At 57.6% G+C, this 21,781-nt stretch carries 12 protein-coding genes; 10 read left to right on the top strand and 2 right to left on the bottom strand.

Annotation, left to right across the window (positions count from 1 at the left end; all coding sequences use genetic code 11):
• The first annotated feature begins 297 nt into the window (after positions 1-297).
• The 8 genes from ACFFSY_RS10930 to ACFFSY_RS10975 all read left to right on the top strand — a co-directional run bounded on the left by ACFFSY_RS10930 (position 298) and on the right by ACFFSY_RS10975 (position 15,549).
• The gene (locus ACFFSY_RS10930) at positions 298-5,187 is read left to right on the top strand and encodes a sugar-binding domain-containing protein (RefSeq protein WP_446686131.1); all 4,890 of its coding nucleotides are present in this window, start codon (positions 298-300) and stop codon (positions 5,185-5,187) included.
• A gap of 222 nt (positions 5,188-5,409) precedes the next feature.
• On the top strand, positions 5,410-6,465 hold the full coding sequence (locus ACFFSY_RS10945) for an ABC transporter substrate-binding protein (RefSeq protein WP_377493729.1): 1,056 nt from the start codon (positions 5,410-5,412) through the stop codon (positions 6,463-6,465).
• 109 nt (positions 6,466-6,574) lie between these two features.
• The gene (locus tag ACFFSY_RS10950) at positions 6,575-8,356 is read left to right on the top strand and encodes a cache domain-containing sensor histidine kinase (RefSeq protein ID WP_377493731.1); all 1,782 of its coding nucleotides are present in this window, start codon (positions 6,575-6,577) and stop codon (positions 8,354-8,356) included.
• 2 nt (positions 8,357-8,358) lie between these two features.
• Positions 8,359-9,570 (top strand): response regulator, encoded by a 1,212-nt coding sequence (locus ACFFSY_RS10955; protein WP_377493733.1) that lies wholly within the window; start codon positions 8,359-8,361, stop codon positions 9,568-9,570.
• Positions 9,567-11,447 carry a substrate-binding domain-containing protein gene (locus ACFFSY_RS10960; RefSeq protein ID WP_377493734.1) on the top strand — a complete coding sequence of 627 codons (1,881 nt, stop codon included), beginning with the start codon at positions 9,567-9,569 and terminating at the stop codon, positions 11,445-11,447. The genes ACFFSY_RS10955 and ACFFSY_RS10960 overlap by 4 nt, the downstream gene beginning before the upstream one ends.
• 312 nt (positions 11,448-11,759) lie before the next feature.
• Positions 11,760-13,850 carry a glycoside hydrolase family 43 protein gene (locus ACFFSY_RS10965; RefSeq protein ID WP_377493736.1) on the top strand — a complete coding sequence of 697 codons (2,091 nt, stop codon included), beginning with the start codon at positions 11,760-11,762 and terminating at the stop codon, positions 13,848-13,850.
• Positions 13,851-14,109: 259 nt separating this feature from the next.
• On the top strand, positions 14,110-15,345 hold the full coding sequence (locus ACFFSY_RS10970) for a hypothetical protein (RefSeq protein ID WP_377493738.1): 1,236 nt from the start codon (positions 14,110-14,112) through the stop codon (positions 15,343-15,345).
• A 15-nt stretch (positions 15,346-15,360) separates the two neighbouring features.
• Complete coding sequence (locus ACFFSY_RS10975; protein WP_377493740.1) at positions 15,361-15,549, top strand: hypothetical protein; 189 nt, start codon at positions 15,361-15,363, stop codon at positions 15,547-15,549.
• A gap of 27 nt (positions 15,550-15,576) precedes the next feature.
• Here ACFFSY_RS10975 and ACFFSY_RS10980 read toward each other — a convergent pair whose 3' ends face one another.
• On the bottom strand, positions 15,577-15,888 hold the full coding sequence (locus ACFFSY_RS10980; protein ID WP_377493742.1) for a hypothetical protein: 312 nt from the start codon (positions 15,886-15,888) through the stop codon (positions 15,577-15,579).
• 747 nt (positions 15,889-16,635) lie between these two features.
• Complete coding sequence (locus ACFFSY_RS10985) at positions 16,636-18,246, bottom strand: type 2 periplasmic-binding domain-containing protein (protein ID WP_377493744.1); 1,611 nt, start codon at positions 18,244-18,246, stop codon at positions 16,636-16,638.
• A gap of 141 nt (positions 18,247-18,387) precedes the next feature.
• On the opposite strand from ACFFSY_RS10985, the gene ACFFSY_RS10990 reads away from it, so the two are divergent.
• Positions 18,388-20,217, top strand: coding sequence for a sensor histidine kinase (locus ACFFSY_RS10990; RefSeq protein WP_377493746.1), 1,830 nt, complete (start codon positions 18,388-18,390; stop codon positions 20,215-20,217).
• Positions 20,192-21,628 carry a response regulator gene (locus ACFFSY_RS10995; protein ID WP_377493748.1) on the top strand — a complete coding sequence of 479 codons (1,437 nt, stop codon included), beginning with the start codon at positions 20,192-20,194 and terminating at the stop codon, positions 21,626-21,628. Before ACFFSY_RS10990 ends, ACFFSY_RS10995 begins: the two co-directional genes overlap by 26 nt.
• Positions 21,629-21,781 lie beyond the last annotated feature (153 nt).

Genomic DNA, 21,781 nt, shown 5'->3' on the forward strand with positions numbered 1-21,781 from the left:
AACGTAGGCGCTGAGCCTGATTGCTCTCCTCGACATGCTTCATCTTTGTGCGATTCCTTACAAATAGCGCCATGCGGCGGCGATGCGGATCTCGATCTGCGTCGCCGTTTTTGTTATCAATGACGGGATATTGTACAAAAAGGCCATTTATCTGAAATACAACCGTTCGCCGATTCTTTAGAATGGGAAGCGAGATAACCGCAGGAGGGAGGCGGGCGTTAGAAAAGCATAAAGTTGTAAGCGCATACTCGATGCACATTCGACGAATTCCATGGAGATAAGGGAGGAAACGAAGGTATGTCACTGCAAGCGAATAGAGCTCATTGGGCAAGGCTGCTCATCTTGTCGCTGATTCTGACGCTGATCCCTGCGCCGCTTAGCTACGCGGCGGAGCGGGGAGACCCGGCCGCGGTTACCGTCAAGGCGTCGGCGATCGAGGGGCAGGAGGACTCGACCAACGGAATTGTACACGGGTTGAGGGCGGAATATTACACGAGCAAGGGGCCGAGTCAATTCGAATTCGACGAGTTGAAAACGACCGCGATCGATCCGCAAATCAATTTCCGCAGCTTCGAGCCGCTGTTCGACGCGCTTGTCGGCCGCAACGACCGGGTCAATGCGCGTTGGACGGGCAAAATCACGCCGGCTTACTCCGAGGATTACACGTTCTCGATGATCGGCGACAACGGCTTCCGGCTGTGGATCGACAACAAGCTGGTTATCGACCACTGGGTCGACGATTGGGACAAAGAACAGACCGGCGCGCCGATCGCGCTGAAGGCTGGCGTTGCCTACGATTTCAAGGTGGAGTACTTCGAGAATTTCGGAGGCTCGAATCTCTACTTGCGCTGGGCGAGCGCGAGCGTGCCGAAGCAGATCGTCCCAAGCGAAGCATTCTCGCTGCCGGACGGATTCGCTTACGACGGACCGCTCTCCGGCGTCATCGACGAAGCGGGGACTACGGCCGAGCTGCAATTCGCCTATCCGCTGCAGACGCTGCCAGAGGGATTCGGCTCCAAGCTCAAGATGTCGCTGAGCGGGCTGGATTGGCCGATCGGCAGCGCCGTCCTCAAGCCCGGAGACAATACGGTCATTCAGCTGGCGTTCACGTATCCGGTGTATTCGAAAGACGCGCAGCTGGTTCACGTCCGTTATGACGGAACGGGCGGATTGCGACAGGAAGACGGACGCGTCATCGGGGCATTCGTCAGCAGCGTCAGCAATCATTCTACCTTCCAGATCGAGACGCCTTGGGCGGACGACGTCACGAAGGAGAACGTGCTGCCCGAATATCCGCGTCCGCAGCTTGCGCGCGAAGATTGGGTCAATTTGAACGGCGAATGGGAGTTCGAGGCCGCAGACTCGAATGACGGAGTGCCGAGCGGCAAAACGCTGTCCGAGCGGATCCTCGTTCCGTTCGCTGCGGAGTCTGCACTGTCTGGCATCGAGCGCGTCGAAGACCTAATGTGGTACAAACGCAATTTCTCGGTGCCGGAGAGCTGGAGCGGCAAGCGGGTGAAGCTGAACTTCGGCGCGGTCGATTATTTGGCGACCGTCTATGTGAACGGCCAGAAGGTCGGCCAGCATAAAGGCGGCTACACGGCGTTCGATTTCGATATTACCGATTACTTGAAGGCTGGCGAGAACGAGCTGATCGTACACGTGCTCGATCAGACCGACGCCGGCGCCGATCAGGCGGTTGGCAAGCAGACGGTGAAGAAGCTCGGCGGCATCTGGTACACGTCGATCTCGGGCATATGGCAGACGGTATGGCTGGAGCCTGTGGCGGCCGCGCATATCGACAAACTGGATATGACGCCGAACATTCAAACCGAGGAGCTCGTGCTGAAGCCGGCCGTGACCGGCGGCGAAGGACTGACGGTGGAAGCGGTCGCGACGAGCGGCGGCAAGGTGGTCGGGGAGGCGGAAGGAGCTGCGGGCGAAGCGATTCGCGTTCCCGTGCCGGATGCGCGCCTTTGGTCGCCGGACGATCCGTTCCTCTACGACTTGGACGTGCGCCTTATAGACGCAAGCGGGCGTACGGTGGACGAGGTCAGCAGCTATTTCGGTATGCGCGAGATCAAGATCGGCGTCGTGGACGGCAAACAGCGCATGCTGCTCAACGGGGAGTTCGTCTTCCAGATGGGGCCGCTCGATCAGGGTTACAATCCGGACGGTCTCTATACGGCGCCAACCGATGACGCGTTGAAGTTCGACATCGAAGCGGTCAAGCGGCTGAACATGAACATGATCCGCAAGCACATCAAGGTCGAACCGGCACGCTGGTATTATTGGGCGGATAAACTGGGCGTTCTGGTCTGGCAGGATATGCCGAGTCTCGAGGATCGCCAGAACAACCAGGGGAGAGACATCTCGCAGGCGACGAAGGATCAGTGGCTGAAAGAATACGAGGAGATGATCGACCAGCTGCGCAGCGTGACGTCGATCGTCGTGTGGACGGTCTTCAACGAAGGTTGGGGTCAATTCGACTGGGGCGGCCAACAAACGCGCGATGCGGTGAACCGGATCAAGGCGTACGACCCAACTCGCATCATTAACAATACCAGCGGCTGGCAGGACTCGGGCGCTGGCGATCTGATCGACTACCACAACTATCCGCAGCCGAACTCGCCGGTGCCATCCGCGACGCGCGCGGCCGTGCTCGGCGAATACGGGGGACTGGGCCTGCATGTTCCAGGGCATGAATGGAGTCCGCTCGTGTTCTCTTATCAAATGATGAGCAGCAAGGAGCAGCTGACGGATCGGTATATTCAGTATATCGACCAGCTGAAGCAGTTCAAGAATAACCAAGGGTTGAGCGCGGCGGTGTATACGCAAATTACCGACGTCGAATATGAGATCAATGGACTTCTTTCGTACGACCGGAAAGTGGAGAAGATTGATTTCGAACGCGTCGCCAAAGCGCACCGGGAGCTGATCGGCGGGGTGGCGAAGCCGGATTTGGCCGCCGCGATCGAAGCCGCGCGCAAGCTGACCGAAGGTCTCGTCGCTGGCGAAGGTCCAGGGCAATATGCTCCGTCTGTAATGGATGCGTTCGCAGCGGTCGTCACAGAAGCGGAGACCGTGTATGCAGACGCGTCCGCAACACCGAAAGCAATCGCTGCCGCGATCGCCAAGCTGACGGAAGCACGCGCCGACTTGTTCGCCGGCGTGAACGATCCGATTGCGGCCGGGGCTGACACGGATAGCTTCGATAGCGCTTCGCTCGATGAAGCGTGGTCTGTCTATCGGGGTGATGATACAAAGTGGAGCTTAAGCGAAAATCCGGGCAGCCTGACGATCCATACGCTCCCCGGCGATAGCTACGAGAATGCCAACTCGATTCGTAACGCGTTCCTGCAGGACGCGCCGAGCGGGGATTTCTCCATCACGCTCAAAGTGACGTCGCCGATCCAGAAAAACCACCAGCAGGCTGGACTGCTCGTGTGGAACAACGAAGACAACTACATTCGGCTTGGCCATGTATGGGATACGAACGGCTCTACGGGTAAGACGCTGGAGACCGCCTACGAGAAGAACGGCATCTACCGGAAAGCGGCCAACATGAAGCCGCATCCGGGCTACGACACCTCTTATCTGAAGATAAGCAAGACAGGCAACACGTACACGAGCTACTTCTGGAATGGCACGGCATGGCGGCAGGCGGCGGATCCGGTAACGGTCGACCTCGGAGGCCATTTGAAGGTCGGCCTCTATGCGATCGCGGCCTTGGACGGCACGTCGATTCCAGCGAAATTCGATTACTTCGCCGTTGAGACATCGCTAAGCGCAGCGAGCGTAGCGGCGGCAATCACGACCATCACGAACCCGGCAGCTGGCGCAGGCAAGCTTGAACTGCCTGCCGTTCCGGAAGGCTTCGCGATCCGGATATCTGATTCCAGCGATGAAAGCGTGATCGCACTGGACGGCACGATCCATTCGCCTGCGTCGAATCAAGCGGTCACGCTCGTGCTTCAAGTGTCGCGCGTCTCGGACGGCAGCACGGCGAATACAGCGCCGATTACGGTTACCGTGCCCGGCCGAGCAGAGCCGTCAAATCCGGCAGCTACGTTGACCGGCACGTCTGCAGCTGAGCCGGGCGGCAGCGTCGAGGCGGTTATCGGCATCGCGGGCTTGGACGATGGGTTCACGACGCTGGACGTCATTGCCCACTACGATCCATCTCAATTATCGTTCGACCTGGTCGCCTCCGGGGATGGGAGCAGCCGGACGTACGTCCTGGCGGATTCTGCGTTCAGCGAGCCTCGGGATGGGTTCCGCGTCGTCGGCACGGCGGTGAAGCCAGCCGAGGGTACGATCCGGATTCTCATGGCAAGCGTTGGGGCCGCGCAAGAAGTTGATGATGACGGCCCGCTGCTGAAGCTGATCGGCAAGGTGAAGCAAGGAAGCGGCGCAGGCGCGACGATCGTCCGACTCGATAAGTTCGATATCTCGAAGGACGGCAGCCTGACCGAGATCGATCATTCTGCGGAGCAACGCATCGCCATCGGCAGCGGCAGCGTCGATAAGCGCGCGCTGCGCGAAGCGATCGCTGGCGCGCGGTCGCTCCTTGACGCGGCCGTCGAAGGCGCGTCGCCTGGCCAGTATCCGGCTGGGTCCAAAGCCGAGCTGCAGGTCGCGATCAACGCCACTTCGAGCGTGCTTAACGCTTCATCCGCGACGAAGGAAGAGGTGGCTGTTGCGCTGAACGTCATCCAAGGGGCCATGACAAGGTTCCGCAATTCGGTTAATCCGAACGTGTCGACCGACAAAACGGCGCTGCTCGCCGGCATTGCCGCGGCGCAAGTCCGTCTGGACGGTGCGGTAGAAGGCAGCAAGCTCGGCCAGTTCAAAGCTGGCGCGAAGGCCGAGCTGCGCGCGGCGATCACGTCGGCTGCGGCCGTGCGGGACAACGCGGGAGCTTCTCAGCAGACGATCGATGGAGCGGTATCCGCGCTTGCGCAGGCGGTCGAACGCTTCAAGACGCGGATCGTCACGCTTATCGAAGGGCAGACGCAGGTCAGCATCCGGGATCTGTCCCTGTTGGCGAACGATTACGGCATTACGAGCGAAGATCGTAATTGGCCTAAGGTTGCGGCAGCCGATCTGTTCGACGAAGGCAGAATTACGATCCGATCCTTGGCTGGCGTCGCCCGCATGATTTTGGACGATTGGTCGAAGGCTTAAACGCGGCTTAGGGACGCGTTTCCTCACTAGGGGTTATCCTGACAGCGAGCAAGGCGCTATCGGGATAACCCTTATTGTATGCGAACAAGTCGAAGCTTGCGAGGGAGGGCGACAAAGGACAGAAAAGTATAAACAAAATCGGTAATTTGTAAATACAGCCCGAAGACGTCATTTGTATAGTTAGGGTGTAAACGTTATCTATCAATCGGGAGGGTTCGAACGATGAGACGAAAAAGAGGGCTATGGTTGACGCTGGTGGGCATGCTGGCATTCTCGCTGATGGCGGGATGCAGCAATAGCGGCAATAACGGGGGCAACAACGGGGGTGGCAACGAAGGAAGCGACAAACCGGCGCAGACGACGAATGGAACGAATGCGGCCGAAGCCGGATCAGGCGGCGGGAAGCTCGTCGTCGGCTTCGCTCAGATCGGCCAGGAGAGCGGCTGGCGCGATGCCGAGACGGCCTCGATCAAGGAGACGTTCGAGAGCGACTCGAACTTCGAGCTGAAGTTCTCCGACGCGCAGGGCAAGCAGGAGAACCAGATCAAGGCGATTCGCACGTTCATCGCGCAGAAGGTGGACGCCATCGGCCTCGCGCCCGTCGTCGAATCCGGTTGGGAGACGGTGCTGAAGGAAGCGAAGGATGCGGGCATCCCGGTATTCCTGCTCGACCGCGGCATTACGAAAGGCAACGAGGACTTGTACACGTCGTTCATCGGATCGGACTTCATTCTCGAAGGGCAAAATGCGGCCAAATGGATGGTCGAGGAGTTAGGCGCGGATGCGAAAGTGAACATCGTGCAGCTCGAAGGCACGGTCGGCGCGAGCGCCGCGAACGACCGCAAGAAAGGCTTCGAAGATGCGATCAAGGACAAGGCGAACTACAAGATCGTATACTCGCAGACGGGCGACTTCACCCGAGCCAAGGGCAAGGAAGTCATGGAAGCTTACTTGAAGCAAAGCAAGGATATTCAAGTCGTCTATGCGCATAACGACGATATGGCGCTCGGCGCGATCCAGGCGATCGAAGAAGCGGGACTGAAGCCGGGCACGGACATCAAAATCATCGGCGTTGACGGGGTTAAAGCGGCATTCGAGGCGATCGCGGCAGGCAAAATGAACGTAACGGTCGAATGCAATCCGCTGCTCGGACCGCAGCTGAAGCAGGCGATACTCGACCAGAAAGCCGGCAAGACTCTGGACAAATGGATCAAGTCCGAGGAGGACGTCTACGCCGGACAGAAGGCGATCGACGCGCTTCCGAACCGGAAGTACTAAGCAAGTTTAACGGGGAGCAAACGGGCGAAAATGCGAAAGGAATGTCCTTTACGCATTTTCGCTTTCTATATTAAGATAGCTGTATTCCAAATGGAAATGGGCTCAAAACATGGTCAAACGCCTACTTGCGGACCGGAGCATCCGGTTCAAGCTGCTGCTTTATTTCGTGCTGATCCTAGCCGGATCGATTACGGCGATCAGCTTCATCGGCGGTTCGATCTACAAGAATGCCATCGAGCAGCAGGCCAACAAGCAAACGCTGCAAAGCATGAACCAAGTCAAGAGCCACGTGCAAGTGTATTTGGACGAAATGGACAACATCGCTTTCTATGCAGCCAGGAACGCGGACGTGCTCGAATTTCTTCGCGCGGTGTCCGGAGAAGGGCCGCACATGCGCTCGGTTCGCGAAGGCATCGCCGAATTGACGGACGGCTTCATGCAGGCTCATCCGGAAATCGCGGGCATGGCGTACGTCAGCGCATCCGGCCATCATGCGATCGTGAATTTGGAAACGATTACACGCGATCCGCTGACAGCGGAGACCTGGTACCGGGAAGCGATCCGGAAGCCGGACGATATGCTCATGATCAGCCACCCGATAGGCCGCAACGTCCGCAATACGGCGAACATGAGCTCGGACGACATTTTGACGTTCGCGAAGGCGGTGAAGGACCCGGCATCGGGCGCGCCGGTCGGCGCCGTGCTGATCGATATGCGGCTTGGCATCATCCAGCGCATCGTCGAGGCCGGCGCGCCGGGCAAGAGCGGCTTCGTGTTCATCATGGACGAGATGGGCGGCATCGTCTATTCGCCCGTCAACCGGATCGTGTACCGGATATGGGGCGGCGATATGACAGGCGTCTCCGGCAGCGGCGTACAGCATATCCAGGGGGAGCCTTATCAAATTCTGTACAACACGTTCGCCACGAGCGGATGGCGGATCGTCGGCGCGTTCCCGCTGAACGAGTCGCTCGAGGTCGTCACGAACATTCAGAAATTCACGTTCATGATCGCGCTTCTCACGCTGCTGGTCGCCATGGCCGCATCCTGGTATTTGACCAATTCGATCGTTCGCCCGATCGGGAAGCTCCGCAGCCTGATGAAGAAGGTGGAAGAAGGCGAGCTTGCGCTGCGTTTCCCGAGCAAGACGAATGACGAGATCGGGCAGCTCGGCCACAGCTTCAACAACATGGTGTCGGAAATCAACAATTTGATCGAGCTGGTCTACAAGGAGCAGCAGTCGAAGCGGGAAGCGGAGCTGAAGGCGCTTCAGTCCCAGATCAAGCCGCACTTCCTGTACAACACGATGGATACGATTCAGTGGATGGCGATCGACCGCGGGGCGGACGATATCGTGGAGATCGTCTCGGCATTAACGCTGCTGTTCCGCAACAGCTTGAGCAAAGGACAGGAGATCATCCCGCTGCGCAGCGAGCTTGATCACGTCCGCAGCTATTTGACGATTCAGATGGCCCGCTACGAAGAGAAGCTACGCTGCGAGCTGGATGTGCCGGATGAGCTGTTGGGTCGGCATGTCGTCAAAATTTTGCTCCAGCCGCTCGTCGAGAACGCGATCTATCACGGCATCAAGCCCAAGGAAGGCGGCGGGACGATCCGCATAACCGGTTCGGCGGATGAAGAGCGGATGACGCTCGTCGTGGAAGATGACGGGCTCGGCATCCCGCCGGATCGTCTCGCGCGGATGAACGAAGCCTTGAAGGCGGGCCGCAAGAGCGCGGAGGACAACGGGTACGGCCTATATAACGTCAACGAGCGCATTCAGCTTATTCACGGATCCGCTTATGGCCTCGTCGTGGAGAGCCGGCAAGGCGTCGGCACCAAGGTCATGCTGCGGCTGCCGCTATTACATCGTCATCACATGGAGGAATAGAGATGTGGAAACTGCTGATCGCGGATGATGAGCCCAAGATCCGAAGAGGGCTGGCGAAGGTGCTTCCTTGGGAGGAGATGGGGATTACGGTCGTTGGCGAGGCGGAGCATGGCCTGCAGGCCGTGGAACTATGCGAAGCGCACGAGCCGGATATTTTGTTCGTCGACATTTGCATGCCCCATCTGAACGGCTTGGAATTCATCGAACGGCTGCGGCAAACCCGTCAGGACGGCATCGTCATCGTCATCTCGGGACACGACGAGTTCCGGTATGCGCAGCAGGCGCTCAAGCTCGGCGTCTTCGATTATTTGCTGAAGCCGGTCATGAAGAGCAAGCTTGAGGACGTCGTCGGCAAGGCGGTGGAGACGCTGCGCGAGGCGCGGCACGAACAGCAGAAGCGGCATTTCATCGAGCATCAGCTAGGGCATCATTCGGCTGCGATCCGCAGCACGTTCCTGAACAGGTGGATCGGCGGTCAGCTCAGCCGAGACGAGATCGAGCGGAATTTGGCGTTCTTCAATCTCGGTCTTGGCGGTCTGGTGCAGCTCATCGTTCTCAAGGCAGTGCCGAATCTGGACATCGGCGAGAAGCGCAGAGTGTGGGACAAAGGGCTGCTTGCGTTCTCGGTGCACAATATCGTGCAGGATCTGCTCGCGGACATGAGCGTGCCGGAGCATGTCGTCTTCACGGACGCGAAAGGACATATTCTCATCGTGGGCAACATTGGCGGCGGGGATTGGCATAGCCGATGCGGCGTCCTTCAAGAGCAGGTCGAGCGACTGCTCGAGAAGCCGATTCTGATGGAACTGTCCCCGGCGCTGCATGGCGTCGCGGAGCTGGCGGACGGTTACGCCAGATTGGCCGCGATCATGGAGAATAAATCCAGCCTAACGCCAATCGTGATGCTGACCAAGACATATATCGAGCGGCATTATCAGAATCCGGCGCTTACGCTGGGCGACGTCGCCGAGGGCATCCAAGTCAGTCCGACCTATCTCAGCAAACAGCTGAAGAAGGAGCTCGGCTTGTCCTTCATCGATTATTTGACCGAGGTGCGCATTCAGAAAGCGATTCTGCTTCTGAGCGACCCGCACCTGAAAGTATACGAGGTGGCCGAGAAGGTCGGATACAGCAGTCAGCATTACTTCAGCAGCGCTTTCAAGAAAGTGACCGGGACGTCGCCGACCTTGCACAAGCGGGGCGTAAGCACATGACCCGAGGGCTTAAGTTGTTCGCCTTCTGGGGAATGGCGGTCGCGGCGCTTCTCGTCTGCGCGAAGCTCGCCTATCCGGCGCTGTTCGCGGCAGAGCGGCCGGCGGAGCATTACAACTATGTCATTGGCGTCTCGCAGCCGAACTTGAGCGATCCGTGGCTGATCGCGATGAACGAGGAAGTTCGCGAGGAAGTGAACAAGCATCCCGACATGCAGGTCATCTTCTCGGATGCGGCGCAGAGCAGCGCGCAGCAGCGGCAGGACGTGGAGAAGCTGGTCAGCTATGGCATCGATCTGCTGATTATCTCGCTCGACGATCCGCTGGCGCTAACGGAGACGATCAAGCACGTATATGCCAAAATTCCGGTTATCGTCCTTGGCCGCGGCGTGACAGGCTATGACTACACGCTCTATATCGGGACCGATAACGAAATGATCGGGCGCAAAGCCGGCGAGTATGCGGAGGAGCTGCTCGGCGGGCGTCCGGGACGCGTCATCGAGCTGCAGGGCGTTCGCGAATCGCCGACGGCGGAGGAGCGGAGCAACGGGTTCAGCTCGGCGCTGGAAGGGACGAAGCTGTCCATCATCCAGCGGTTCAACGCGGACTGGCAGCGGGATAAAGCGGAGGATGTGCTCGCGACGTGGTTCGCTCGCGGCGGCGATGAGGCTGACGTCATCTTCGCGCATAACGAGGCGATGGCGATCGGCGCCTATCAAGCGGTGAAGCGCCACGGCATTCCCGGCGTGTCGATCATCGCGATCGATGGCGTCAACTTGGCGGACGGCAGTCGCCGACTCGTGGCGGACGACATGCTGACGGCGGCGTTCACGAGCCCGACCGGCGGCAAGGAGGCGATTCGTTACGCGATCGATATCCTGAACAAGGAGAAGGGCATCCCGAAGAAGATCATTTTGCGCAGCGAGAAGGTGACAGCGGCGGACAAGGCGGGCGTAGGTACCGCCGCGCGTGCAGGAACGCCAATGAAACCGAATGATGGACGACCGATCCGGCTTGGCTTCGCGCAGGTTGGCACGGAGAGCGGCTGGCGGATCGCAAACACGAACTCCGTCGTGAGCGCGGCGCGTAACGAAGGAATCGAGCTGCTGTACGAGAACGCGGAGCAGTCGCAAGAACGTCAGATCGAGATGATCCGTTCCTTCATCCGTCGGAAGGTCGACGTGATCGCATTCTCGCCGAAGACGGAATCCGGCTGGGACGAGGTGCTCGGCGAAGCGCGGGCGGCCGGTATTCCAGTCATTCTCTCGGACCGGGAGGTAAAGGCGGCGGACGACACGCTGTGGACCGCTTATATGGGATCGGATTTCCGCGATGAAGGAAGGCGTGCGGCGAATTGGCTAGTTCAAGAAGTAAGCGGGGACCGCGGCTATAATGTCGTCGAGCTGCAGGGTACATCCGGATCTGCGCCCGCGATCGGACGCAAGCGGGGCTTCGACGAAGTGCTAAGCGGTGATAGGCGCTTCCACCGGCTTGCTTCGTACGAGGGCGACTTTACGAAGGCGAAGGGCAGGGCGTTAATGGAGCAAGCGCTTCGCGAGCACGGGCGCGAGATCGGCATCGTCTATGCGCACAACGACGACATGGCGCTCGGCGCGATCGAAGCGATCGAAGCTTACGGCCTGAGGCCAGGCAAGGAGATCTGGATCATCTCGGTCGACGCGACCCGGGCGGCGCTCAAGGCGCTCAGCATCGGCAAGCTGAATCTTGTCGTCGAATGCAACCCGCTGCTTGGGCCGCAGTTGATGAAGGCGGTGAAGGATTTGGCGGCGGGGAAGGAGCTGCCGATGAAGATCGTCACGGCGGAGGGGATGTTCACGCCGCAGAGCGCGAAGGTCGAGCTGGGCAATCGAGAGTTCTGACGAGAGCATGAGGAAGCTGGATAATTGTAAGTTCTGATGAGAGCAGGAGTAAGCTGGATAATTGTGAGTTCTGATGCGAGCATGAGTAAGCTGGTCAATCGGGAGTTTTGGCGAGACCAAGAGGAGCAGGTTGAGGTTGAGAATACAGCTGGTCGAAGTTTCAAGAATGATCGCAAAGAAAAGCCGTGTAAACCCAAAAATAAGTCCTTCAGGTTAATGTTGCGGATGCTTTACGATGACGGTAAAGATCGCAGCCATGAACGCATCGCGCGTTCGCGGCTGGCATGACTAATAAGGGGAAGAAGGACGATCATGACGCAAAACCTGCATTATTTGCCGCAATTGGGCGGTGCCACATACCAGAATCCGCTGACGGTCGAGGTCACGGCACACGATCATGTGACAGAATCTCAAGTGCTGCCTGATCCTTACGTGCTGAAGCATAACGGCGAATATTTTGGCTATGCCACCGGCGGATCCGGCGTCAAGCTGCTCCGATCTAAGGATCTGGTCAGCTGGACTTATCATGGCTATGCCCTGCAGCAGGAAGGGTACAAGAATTTCTGGGCGCCGTCGGTTATATATGAGAACGGTACTTTCTATATGTACTACTCGTCGATGCCCGAACATGAAGAAGATGTGCACCTCGAATACATGAAGGTCGCTGTCTCGAGCTCGCCCGAGGGACCATACCGATACGTGAAGACGCTCTTCGGCAATTTCAGCATCGACGCGCATGTCGTTCGGCAAGAAGACGGCGAATTCTATCTCTATTATTCCGTCAACGATTATACCGGCACCGCGGAATCACGGCCGGGAACGGTCATTTTGCGAGACCGGCTGGTTGATCTGTTGACGCCGGAAGGCAAGCCGGAGCTGGTGCTGACCCCTTCGATGGACGAGGAGATATTCGCGCGCGACCGGTTCGGCGACGGCCGCGATTGGCATACGATCGAAGGCGCGTTCTATCTCCACCGTCGCGGCAAGCATTATGTCATGTACAGCGGCAATGCGTTCACGCATGAGCATTATTACGTCGGGTACGCGGTGTCGACAGACGGGCGGAATTGGCGCAAATATCCGGACGACTACACGTACTCCCCGGTTATTCGTCGGAATGAGCGCGTGGAGGGAACCGGTCATCATTCGCTCGCCATAGCGCCAAATAATGTGGACCTGTGGATGGTCTATCATGGCCGCGATGCGGCGATGCCGCTCGATCCTGCGCGCGAACAGCGCCAGCTGCGGATGGATCCGCTGCTCTGGAATGGCGAGCGAATGTGGACGCCCGGACCGACGTACGCCCCGCAGGATGCGCCGGCCATGCCGACATTCCGGGATTTGTTCGAGGATGCGGACGGCGGGGGGCCGGCTGAAGTCAGATGGAAGGTGCTGCGCGGGGAGTGGGAGCAGCGCGATGGCGAACTGACCCAGACGAGCCTTGCCGGTACCGGGGCTATCATCTCCACGACTACGTTTCGTAATTACGTTGGCGAAGTTAGCTTGAAGGGGCACCACCATTTTACCGGCGGCCTCTATGGCGTCTACGCTTGTTATCAGGATGAGCGCAATCATATCCTCGTCCAGCTCGATGCCGGACGAAGAACCTTGTCTATGTTTGAGGTGCGCAGCGGGATCAGAGGGCAGATGAGCGAAGCCGCGCTTCCACAGGATTTCCGCTTCGATTGCTGCCATTCGCTGCGAATCGAGAAGGTTGGCGGCTTCTGCCGCGTTCTGCTCGAAGGGCTGCCGCGACTTAGCGAAAGGTACGGACTGCAGGCGGGGGCCATCGGCCTAGCCACCCGCTACTCGGCAGCATCGTTCGCATCGGTCGAGGTGACGGGCCATCTGCAATTCTTGGAAGGTGCCGACGAGGAGTTCTCGGCGCTGTTTGAAGCGGCAGATGCAGGCGGTAAAGCCGTCGCGTGGACGTTCGAGCAAGGTGCGTTCATCTGCCAGGCAGATCGACCTGCAGTCGAGCATGCCATCTTCTCGACCGATAGCCTGCCGGCCGGCTGCCAAGTCCAAGTTGATTTCGCCCACGAGTCGCAGGCCGCAAGCCGATCGGTCGTCTTCTACGCAGCTTACGTGGACGCGACGAACTACTTGAAGTTCGAGGTAGACCTCGCTTCGGCTGAGGTGCGCGGCCAAATGTGCCGCGCCGGCGATAAGCTGGATTTGCCGCCGATCCGGCTCGCAGGAGGCTTGGAGCGGCAGGTGCTGCATTCATTCCGGTCCAAGAAGAGCCATGAGCGCTTATTCGTCATGCTGAACGAGACGCTCGTCTACGACGATCTGGCCGCGTTCGAGGGCGAACGGCTCGGATTTGGATGCCGGGGGAGAGCGCTGTTTGAGGGAATTACGGTGACGGAGCTGACTACCGCTGGTGAACCGCGACGATGAATATTGGCCGCTAACGCTGTCCGAGGGACGAAGCTGCGTTAGCGGCTTTTTTTTGCGCGCTGCAAATGACAGATCTTGGTTAATCTGAGACGACAAATTTATGTATATTTTAGGTAGTAAGACTTATTTTTGAATGATAGAATCAAGTGGGACATTTTACCTGTGCTAGATTGCGAGAATGATCCAGTTCTTTAGTCCGAAGGTTAGTCAAGTTTGCTGTTACTAGTTACATGAAAAGACGAAAAGGAGCACTCGGGGGATGAAACGTTGGGCTGGCTTGGGAGTCGCGGCACTGATTCTTTTTGCATATCCAGGTTCAATAGAGGCGGAGTCGGCGTGTATCGGGAACTGCGTACAAGTCTTATCGCATTTTGATCCAAACCTGAAAGGAAGTATTGTCCTCGTTAAAAGCGGGGGAAGCAGCTCCGGAGGAAGCAGTTCCGGCGGGAGAAGTTCAAGCGCTTCGAGTTCCGGCGGGAAGAGCTACGGCGGGAGCAGTTCGATTGGTTCGAGTTCCGGCGGGAAGAGCTACGGCGGGAGCAGTTCAAGCGGCTCGAGCTCAAGCTCGAAGAGCTCCGGGGGCAAGACTTCCGGAGGGAAGAGTACCAGCGGGAAGATCTCCGGCGGCAGCATAAGCGGATCGATCGGTCAGTCCGGCAATTCGTCACAGTCGATTACGAAGCGGTTAACCGCTGCCGAAAAACAATTGAAAAAACTCGGCAAAGCCGATGGGGCGAGAAATGGATATGCGGATGCTTACGCGGGCAGCACGACGATCATTTATTACGAATATAAAGATCAGGCCTATGTGGAAGAGTACGATGAATCCTATCATGCAGCGTATATAGCAGGTCAGAAGAAGCTGCAGCAGGATATCGAGAAAGCCGCTAAAGAGGGCTACGCATTAGGTAAAAAGACCAATCAGTTGAAGATCCCCGAAGCGTATAAGAAAAGCGATAAGGTGTCGGATGCGTTCAAATCCTATTTTTACAAGGCCGTTGCCGAACGTGATCAAGCGATCAGCATAAAGCATTATCAAGACGGGGTGAAGAATGGGTTGAAGGATGTGCACCTCCCGCCGAAAAAAGCAAAAAAGGTATTCGTGGACGCCTACGAAAAAGGCTACGCGAAAGGGCAGTCGGATCTAAAAGCGTACCAAATGAAACAAGGCAGAAATGCGGCCTTTCAGCTGCTGGCTTATAAAGAACCGATGACAGCCAATCCGAAATTGGCCGGGTGGTATCGCGAAGGGTTCGATGAAGCGCAAGATGATGTTCAAGTATCGAAAAATAACGCGTTCTTACTCGGCGCGATCGGGCGGACATACGTGTATCCGGACGACGCCAAGTTGTCGGAAGCGGTGTATAAGCGAGCCTTCCTGAGCGGACAGGAAGCGGCCCGGAAATTTAAGATATTTCTTCGGTCTGTCATCTTCGTCACCGTGGCATGCTGGCTGCTTCGGCGATTTATTGTAGCTTGGAATTCCAGCAGATAAGGGAGCGGGTTGAGGTTGAATTTATATATCAAGCTTTGTCATTTGGTCGAAGACGGATTCATCTTCCTGCTAACGCGCAAACGCAGTGCGGAAGAGAGGAACGTGGTCAGAGGCAAGGTCGCCGTCTACCGGGGGCATCAAGCGCTGCTGCGCCAAGATCGATTGCGAAGAAAGCGGGAAAGAAGAGCGGCGAAAAAACGGTAGGGATTTGCCCGACAGGCAAATTGCGATCTATCGCACATCGAACCGATTCGAGAACATCGCCCCGCGAAGCCGCAGACTGACAATGATTTGACCCGGCGTAGCGGTGAAGGAGAGGACGCCGTCATGCTTGATTTCCGGCGTGACGAGGTTGCGCAGTTCGCTCGCGTCGCCCTTCATCGCCGCCAGATAGATCGACCAGGCGTAAGCCTTGTCGCTCGCCAGCTTCTTGTACCAGGGGAGGAGGGAAGCGGCCAGGCGGGTAACGCTTTTGGCCGTTTGATCGCGACGTTTGGAATTCGCCTTTTTTGCTTTAGCGGTAGAGTTGGAGGGCGATTCCATGCTTGTGGCGGGTTCCTTACGAGTCTGGGCATCTGTGTTCGATTCTGTACCTGTCTCTGTATTCGACTCTGTATCTATCTCCGAAAACCACTCCGGTTTAACTCCCGCCTTTATGCTCACAGTACGGTCTGTTTGCTTCTTCGATAATGGCTTCGCATATGGCTTCGCGTATGGCTTCGCATATGCCTTCGCTTTCAAACTCCCCGGGTTAGATTTAATTGCCCCTGAAATCAAATTCCGCTTTCTATTTACATGAACAGTCGTTAGACGTCCGCCAAAGACGATTTTCTCACGTCTCCCGAGGGGACCGCACCGTTTCCGGGCAGCGCCCAGGGCTGAGCCCTGCGCATCCTTCGCCATCCCGATCACTCCCGAGCGTTTTGGTATACGGTATGCGACTAAGCAGGCGTTCGCTTGGATGCGCAGCGCGGAGATCAGGTCTTCCAATTAGGCGATCGCGATGAACGGCAGCAATCACAACGCTGCTTCCCAGTGAACGGGAAGCCATCCTTTGATGGCGGCTTTGATCGTGACTGCCCGGAACGGAGCAGATGAAGGATTCTGTAGAAGCTGGAGGTGAATGCTGCAACCTGTCTTGGACAGGGCGCAATCCAATCACCTTCAGCGTTCGCCTTTGTGGAGTGATTCCGACCTTCGTACATTTCAATCAGGGAATCATGGAACAACAGCGAGCGGAAGAACCTTCATTTGCGCAGTGGAAATCGGCAGCCTCTCCTACAACCGCAATCACTTCAGCTTCCCGTTCACCTCCTCGATGGCAGCCTCCAGCCCCAGCTCCTCATACCTCGCCAGCGTCGCTTGCCACAACCGCTGCGGATCGCCTTGGCTCAAGATCGCTTCCGTCAAATCCTCGAGCGGGCGGATCGCGGCGCTCAGCTTGTCCTTGCTCGGCGTGGACAGCGAGACGGCGGTATAGCTGAAGGGCACGGCGGTGGCGTGGTTGAGCAGCCAGCGCATTTCTTCGAGCGACGCTTGGATATTCCGTTCGCCATAGTTGATTTTGTTAATGACGTCCATCCGGTACGTCCGCTCCATCCCCCAGGAGGCGAGGGATTGGAAGACGTTCGTGGACGGGTACAGCTTCTGGATGCTCACCGGCTTGCCGGTCTTCTCGTCCAGCGGCCGCGTAATGACGATCTCATCGCCTTGCATGACGTAATCTTTGCCTTCGATACCGTAACGCATGAGTCGAATGCCTTCGGGGGAGAGCAGGTAATCGTACAGCCGCAGGATGCGGTCCATTTTGGCGTCGTCGACCTTGGCGCTGAAATAGCTCTCCGACCAGTAGGTCGGCGCGACGTAATAGTAGCGATTGCCGTCCTCCGCCGGCCACAGGCGCATGATTTTGACCGCGTCGTAAAAGTCGGTGTCCGGATTATATTTGTTCCACAGCGCGACGAACTTGCTCAAGCTGTCCGGCGTCGCCTTGTAGGCGAGCGCGCCGGCTTTGCCTTGGGCGAATTTCTCGGTCGCATCGTCCTCTTTCAGCAGGAAGAACTCCTCATCCAGACCGCCGCTTCGCTGCAGACTGTCATATTGGGCGACGACGCGGCTCATGCGCTTGGAGGCGTAGTAAGGAATCCATTCGTTGTTCTCCTGCACCCATTGGCTGACGCCGAATTGCGGGAACGCAGGCGAGAACACCCAGGAGAGATAGGGCAGCCCGGCAGCCGTGAGGCCGACCGTGTCGCGCGCGCCATTGCGGTCGGGGTCTTCGTCGGCGAAGCGCCGCATCGACTGCAGGAATTGCTCGAAGTTCTGCGGATCGGGCATGGCCAGCTCGCTCATCCAGTCTTTGCGGATAAAGACGACGCGGTCGAGCATCCACAGATCGTTCGTCGGATACGCGATCCGGGGCAGCATATGCAGCTTGTTGTCGCGCCGAAGCGCGCGGGTGTCGGGAATCTGGGAGAGTTCGTAGACGTACGGATAAGGGCTGAGGTCATCGGGAAGAGGACGGATCAAATTCTGTTCGATCCAATCGGCGTATAAGCCGGGCGACTCGCTTACGACCGTATGCGCGAACACGTCGGGCAGCTTATCCGTGGCGGCCCACACTTTGAATTTCTCTTTATAGTCGGTCCAGCTGACCTGCACAGGCTTCAGGGAGATGTTGAGATTGCGCTCGATGGTGCGGAGGATCGCGTCACCAGGGTCGAAATAGCGCTTGATGTCCCAATAGGCGATGGAGATGGGCATCGGATCGCTCGCTTCATTCGGCGTATCCTTCGGCGTGGCGTCGGCGTCGCCGGGGTCGGCCAGGTCGCCGCAGGCATGGTTCATCGACAGAATAACCGCGATCAGAAGCGCAAAGCCGGACAGGCGGAGCATGCGCATCGTTCATCCTCCTCGGAGCCAAGGTGAGTAACTTCTCTACAAAAATAGTAATGGATGCGCGCAATTCTGTAAATAAAACCTCGTAATTCCACATCAATATGGTAGAATTTGATCATCTTGAAGGTGGAAAGGGGGCATGGGATGAGTTTTTACCGCATGTTATCGATTCGAACGCAGCTGTTCTTGATGGTTGCCGTCATCGCCGTCGTCATGCTGTCCATCATCGCGGTCACGTACATGCAGATGGCAGGCATCATTACGCGCAACAATGAACGGTACACGAACGACATTATCTCGCAGATCCGTCAGACGGTGCACGCGAACAAAGACGTCATCGACCGGCTCATGTCCAACATCGCCTTCGACGCCGACGTGCAGAACTTTCTAACCCGGCCGGATATCGCGGAGATCTACGGCACGTCCAAGAAGGTGAACCGGCTGTTCCTCAATATGAGCAACTTGAAGGAAGGCATTCTGGACATCGTCGTCTACGGCGAGCAGAGCCGGTGGTACGATCTCTACGGCGGCAAGAAAAAAATCATGCCGTTCGTCAACGCCATCATGGCGCGGGACGCCCCTTATTATTTCGGCATGCAAAATTTCGGCGATACGTACCCGAGCGTGAACTGCTATTTGATCGGGATGAAAATACGCTCCTACCAACCGGGCGAACAGTTCAACGCGGTTATCGGCACGCTCTTCTTCATTCTCGATCCGAAGGCGCTGATCGGACAGGAGGACGGCGAGCAGCTAAGCGAGGTCGCGACGGAATCGTTCCTGATCGACCGGGGCAACAAAATCATGTCCAGCCGCGATCCGCAGCAGGTGGGCCTCAAGCTGAATGCGATCATTGCCGAAGGGCAGTCGGCGGACGGGGCGCGCAACGTCGAATTGAACGGACGCCTGTATATCGTGCAGACCGAGGATTTGCCGGAGATTAACGGGATGATCGTCAGCATGATACCCAAGGCGGAGCTCATGCGCGACATGGTCCGGATTCAGCGGGTCGAAGTCATGCTGCTTGTCGCGGGCGCGGTCATTATTCTCCTCCTCGTCATGCTGATCATCAACAACCTGCTCGTCCCGCTCAAGAAATTGATGTCGTTCATCAGCACGATCAAGCGCGGCGATCTGAACAAGCTCAAGAAGCGAATCCTGCTGCGGGGGTATGCCGAGATCACGGTCATGTCCACCGAATTCAACAATATGCTCGACCAGGTAGACGGCCTTACGAGGCAGCTGCTGGAGACGAATGCGATGCTGTACGAGGCGGAGCTGACGAAGAAGCGGTCGGAGCTGCTCTTCCTGCGGAGCCAGATTAACCCGCACTTCCTTTACAACACGCTCGAGATGGTGAAAGGGATGGCGGCGGTAGCAGGCGCGAAGGACATTCGCGAGATCGCGCGGGCGCTCGGCGAGATTTTCCGCTACAGCATTAAGGGCGGGGATATGGTGCCGCTGCGCGCCGAGCTTGCGATCGTACGGTCGTACATGCAAATCCAGCAGCTGCGTTTCGGCGACCGGTTCGACGTCCGGTACGAGCTGGACGAAGCGGCGATGTCGCAGCCGGTGCCGAAAATGATTTTGCAGCCGATTGTCGAGAATGCGGTGTTCCATGGACTGGAGCTGAAGGAGGAGCCGGGCACGCTCGTTATTCGAACGAGCATGAATGCTCCGGGATGTTTAACGGTCGCGGTAGAGGATGACGGCATCGGGATAGAGGCGCCACGGCTTGCCGAAATTCAGCAATCGATAGGACGCGCGTTCGCGGGTAGGACGCCGCAAGCGCCGGCGGCAGCGGACGAAGCGGGTGCCAGCATTGGGCTGGCCAATGTTCATCACCGACTTCAGTTGACCTATGGTCCATCCGGCGGACTAACGATCGAGAGCGCGCCGGGCATGGGCACGACAATCCGGCTAACGATGCCGATAGGGGGAGATCTGGATGTTCAGCGTATTGATCGTGGATGACGAGAGCTGGGTGGTCGAAAGCTTGAAGGCGAGCGTGGAATGGGAGAACTATGGATTCGAGATTGTAGGCGAAGCGTACAGCGGACTGGATGCGATGGAGCAGATCGTCGGCAAGCGGCCGGACGTCGTCTTCACGGATATCCGGATGCCCGGCATGACCGGACTTCAGCTGATCAAGCAAGGCATGGAGTCCGATAACCCGCCTGTCTTCGTCGTCGTGAGCGGTCACGCGGAGTTCGCCTATGCCCAGCGCGCATTGAATTACGGCGCGGCTGCATATTGCCTGAAGCCATATGACGAGCGGGAAATCATTGACGTGCTGCTCAAGCTGAAGAAGAAGCTGGAGATGTCGCGTTCCATGTCCGACATAACGCTGCTGCAGCTGATCGGCGAAGGGACGGAAGCGAGCTGCGCGTTGCTGAAGCGGGCATGCGAGCAGCGCGGCTTCCGATTGGACGGCCCGGGAGGAGGCGCGGCGGCAGCGTGCATCGGAGGGAGCGGAGAGTGGTTGGCCGGCGAGCGGACGCTTGCAATCCGGATCGGCAAGCAGCGGATGCTGCATCTGCTGCCTTATGATCGGCTGGAGCATGCGCTGAGCCGACTGGGCGGCGTATTGCCGGAAGGGATGATGGGGATCGGCGTCAGCTTCCGGATCGGCGAGTACGAGAGAATCAAGGAGGCGGTCGACTGCGCGGTACTGCGCGCGAATCAATATTTCGTCACCGGAACCCCCGGCATCTACCATGAACGGGAAGGGGCGAACGCGGCGGTTCACGAGCTGATGAAGAAGATTAGCCTGTCCATGGCGGGCAAAGACTTGCCGGCGCTCCATGCAGCCTTCGATGAAGCCGTTAGACTGTTCGGACAGGGCAGCCTCACAATCCGGCAAGCCTTTCACTTCTATAATATGACGATCGCGTTCCTGCAGCGCGCGGAGGAAGACCAGCGCGAAGGGCTGCTGCTTGGCTACGAGCAGCTGATGGAGGCGTTCCCGAACGTCACCGAGATGATCGCTTATCTGCGGTCGCTGTCCATGAAGAGCATCAACGAGGCGATGCCCGCGGAGACTGTCCAGACGAGCAATGAGACGATGGCCGCGATGTTAGCATACGTCAAGGCAAACTACGACAAAGATATTTCGATCCAAAGCTTAGCCCAGCGCTATTACATCCATCCCAATTATGTCAGCCAATTGTTCAAGAAGGAAGTCGGAGAGACGTTCACCGCTTACATGACGAGGTTGCGAATCGCCCGCGCCTGCGAGCTGCTCGCGACGACCAATCTGATGGTGACCGAGATCGCCGAACGGGTTGGCTACGGCGACTATTACTATTTCACGCGAATTTTCAAGAAAGCGACTTCGCATACCCCGACGCAATATCGGGATCGATCCGCCATGTCGAAATTGTGAAGGACCCATGAAGAAACCGGCAAGCGTATCGACAATTTTAAGCATTCGTATGTACGCTTATTAGATTTTTGTGTTATGAGTTGCATTTGGTTGCGTTCGATATGTACAACATTCTATATGCCAAGTGAATACAGGTTTGGCCGCGCGGCCCCT

Origin of the sequence: Paenibacillus aurantiacus (genome assembly GCF_042431225.1) — a bacterium.
GTDB lineage: Bacteria > Bacillota > Bacilli > Paenibacillales > Paenibacillaceae > Paenibacillus_Z > Paenibacillus_Z aurantiacus.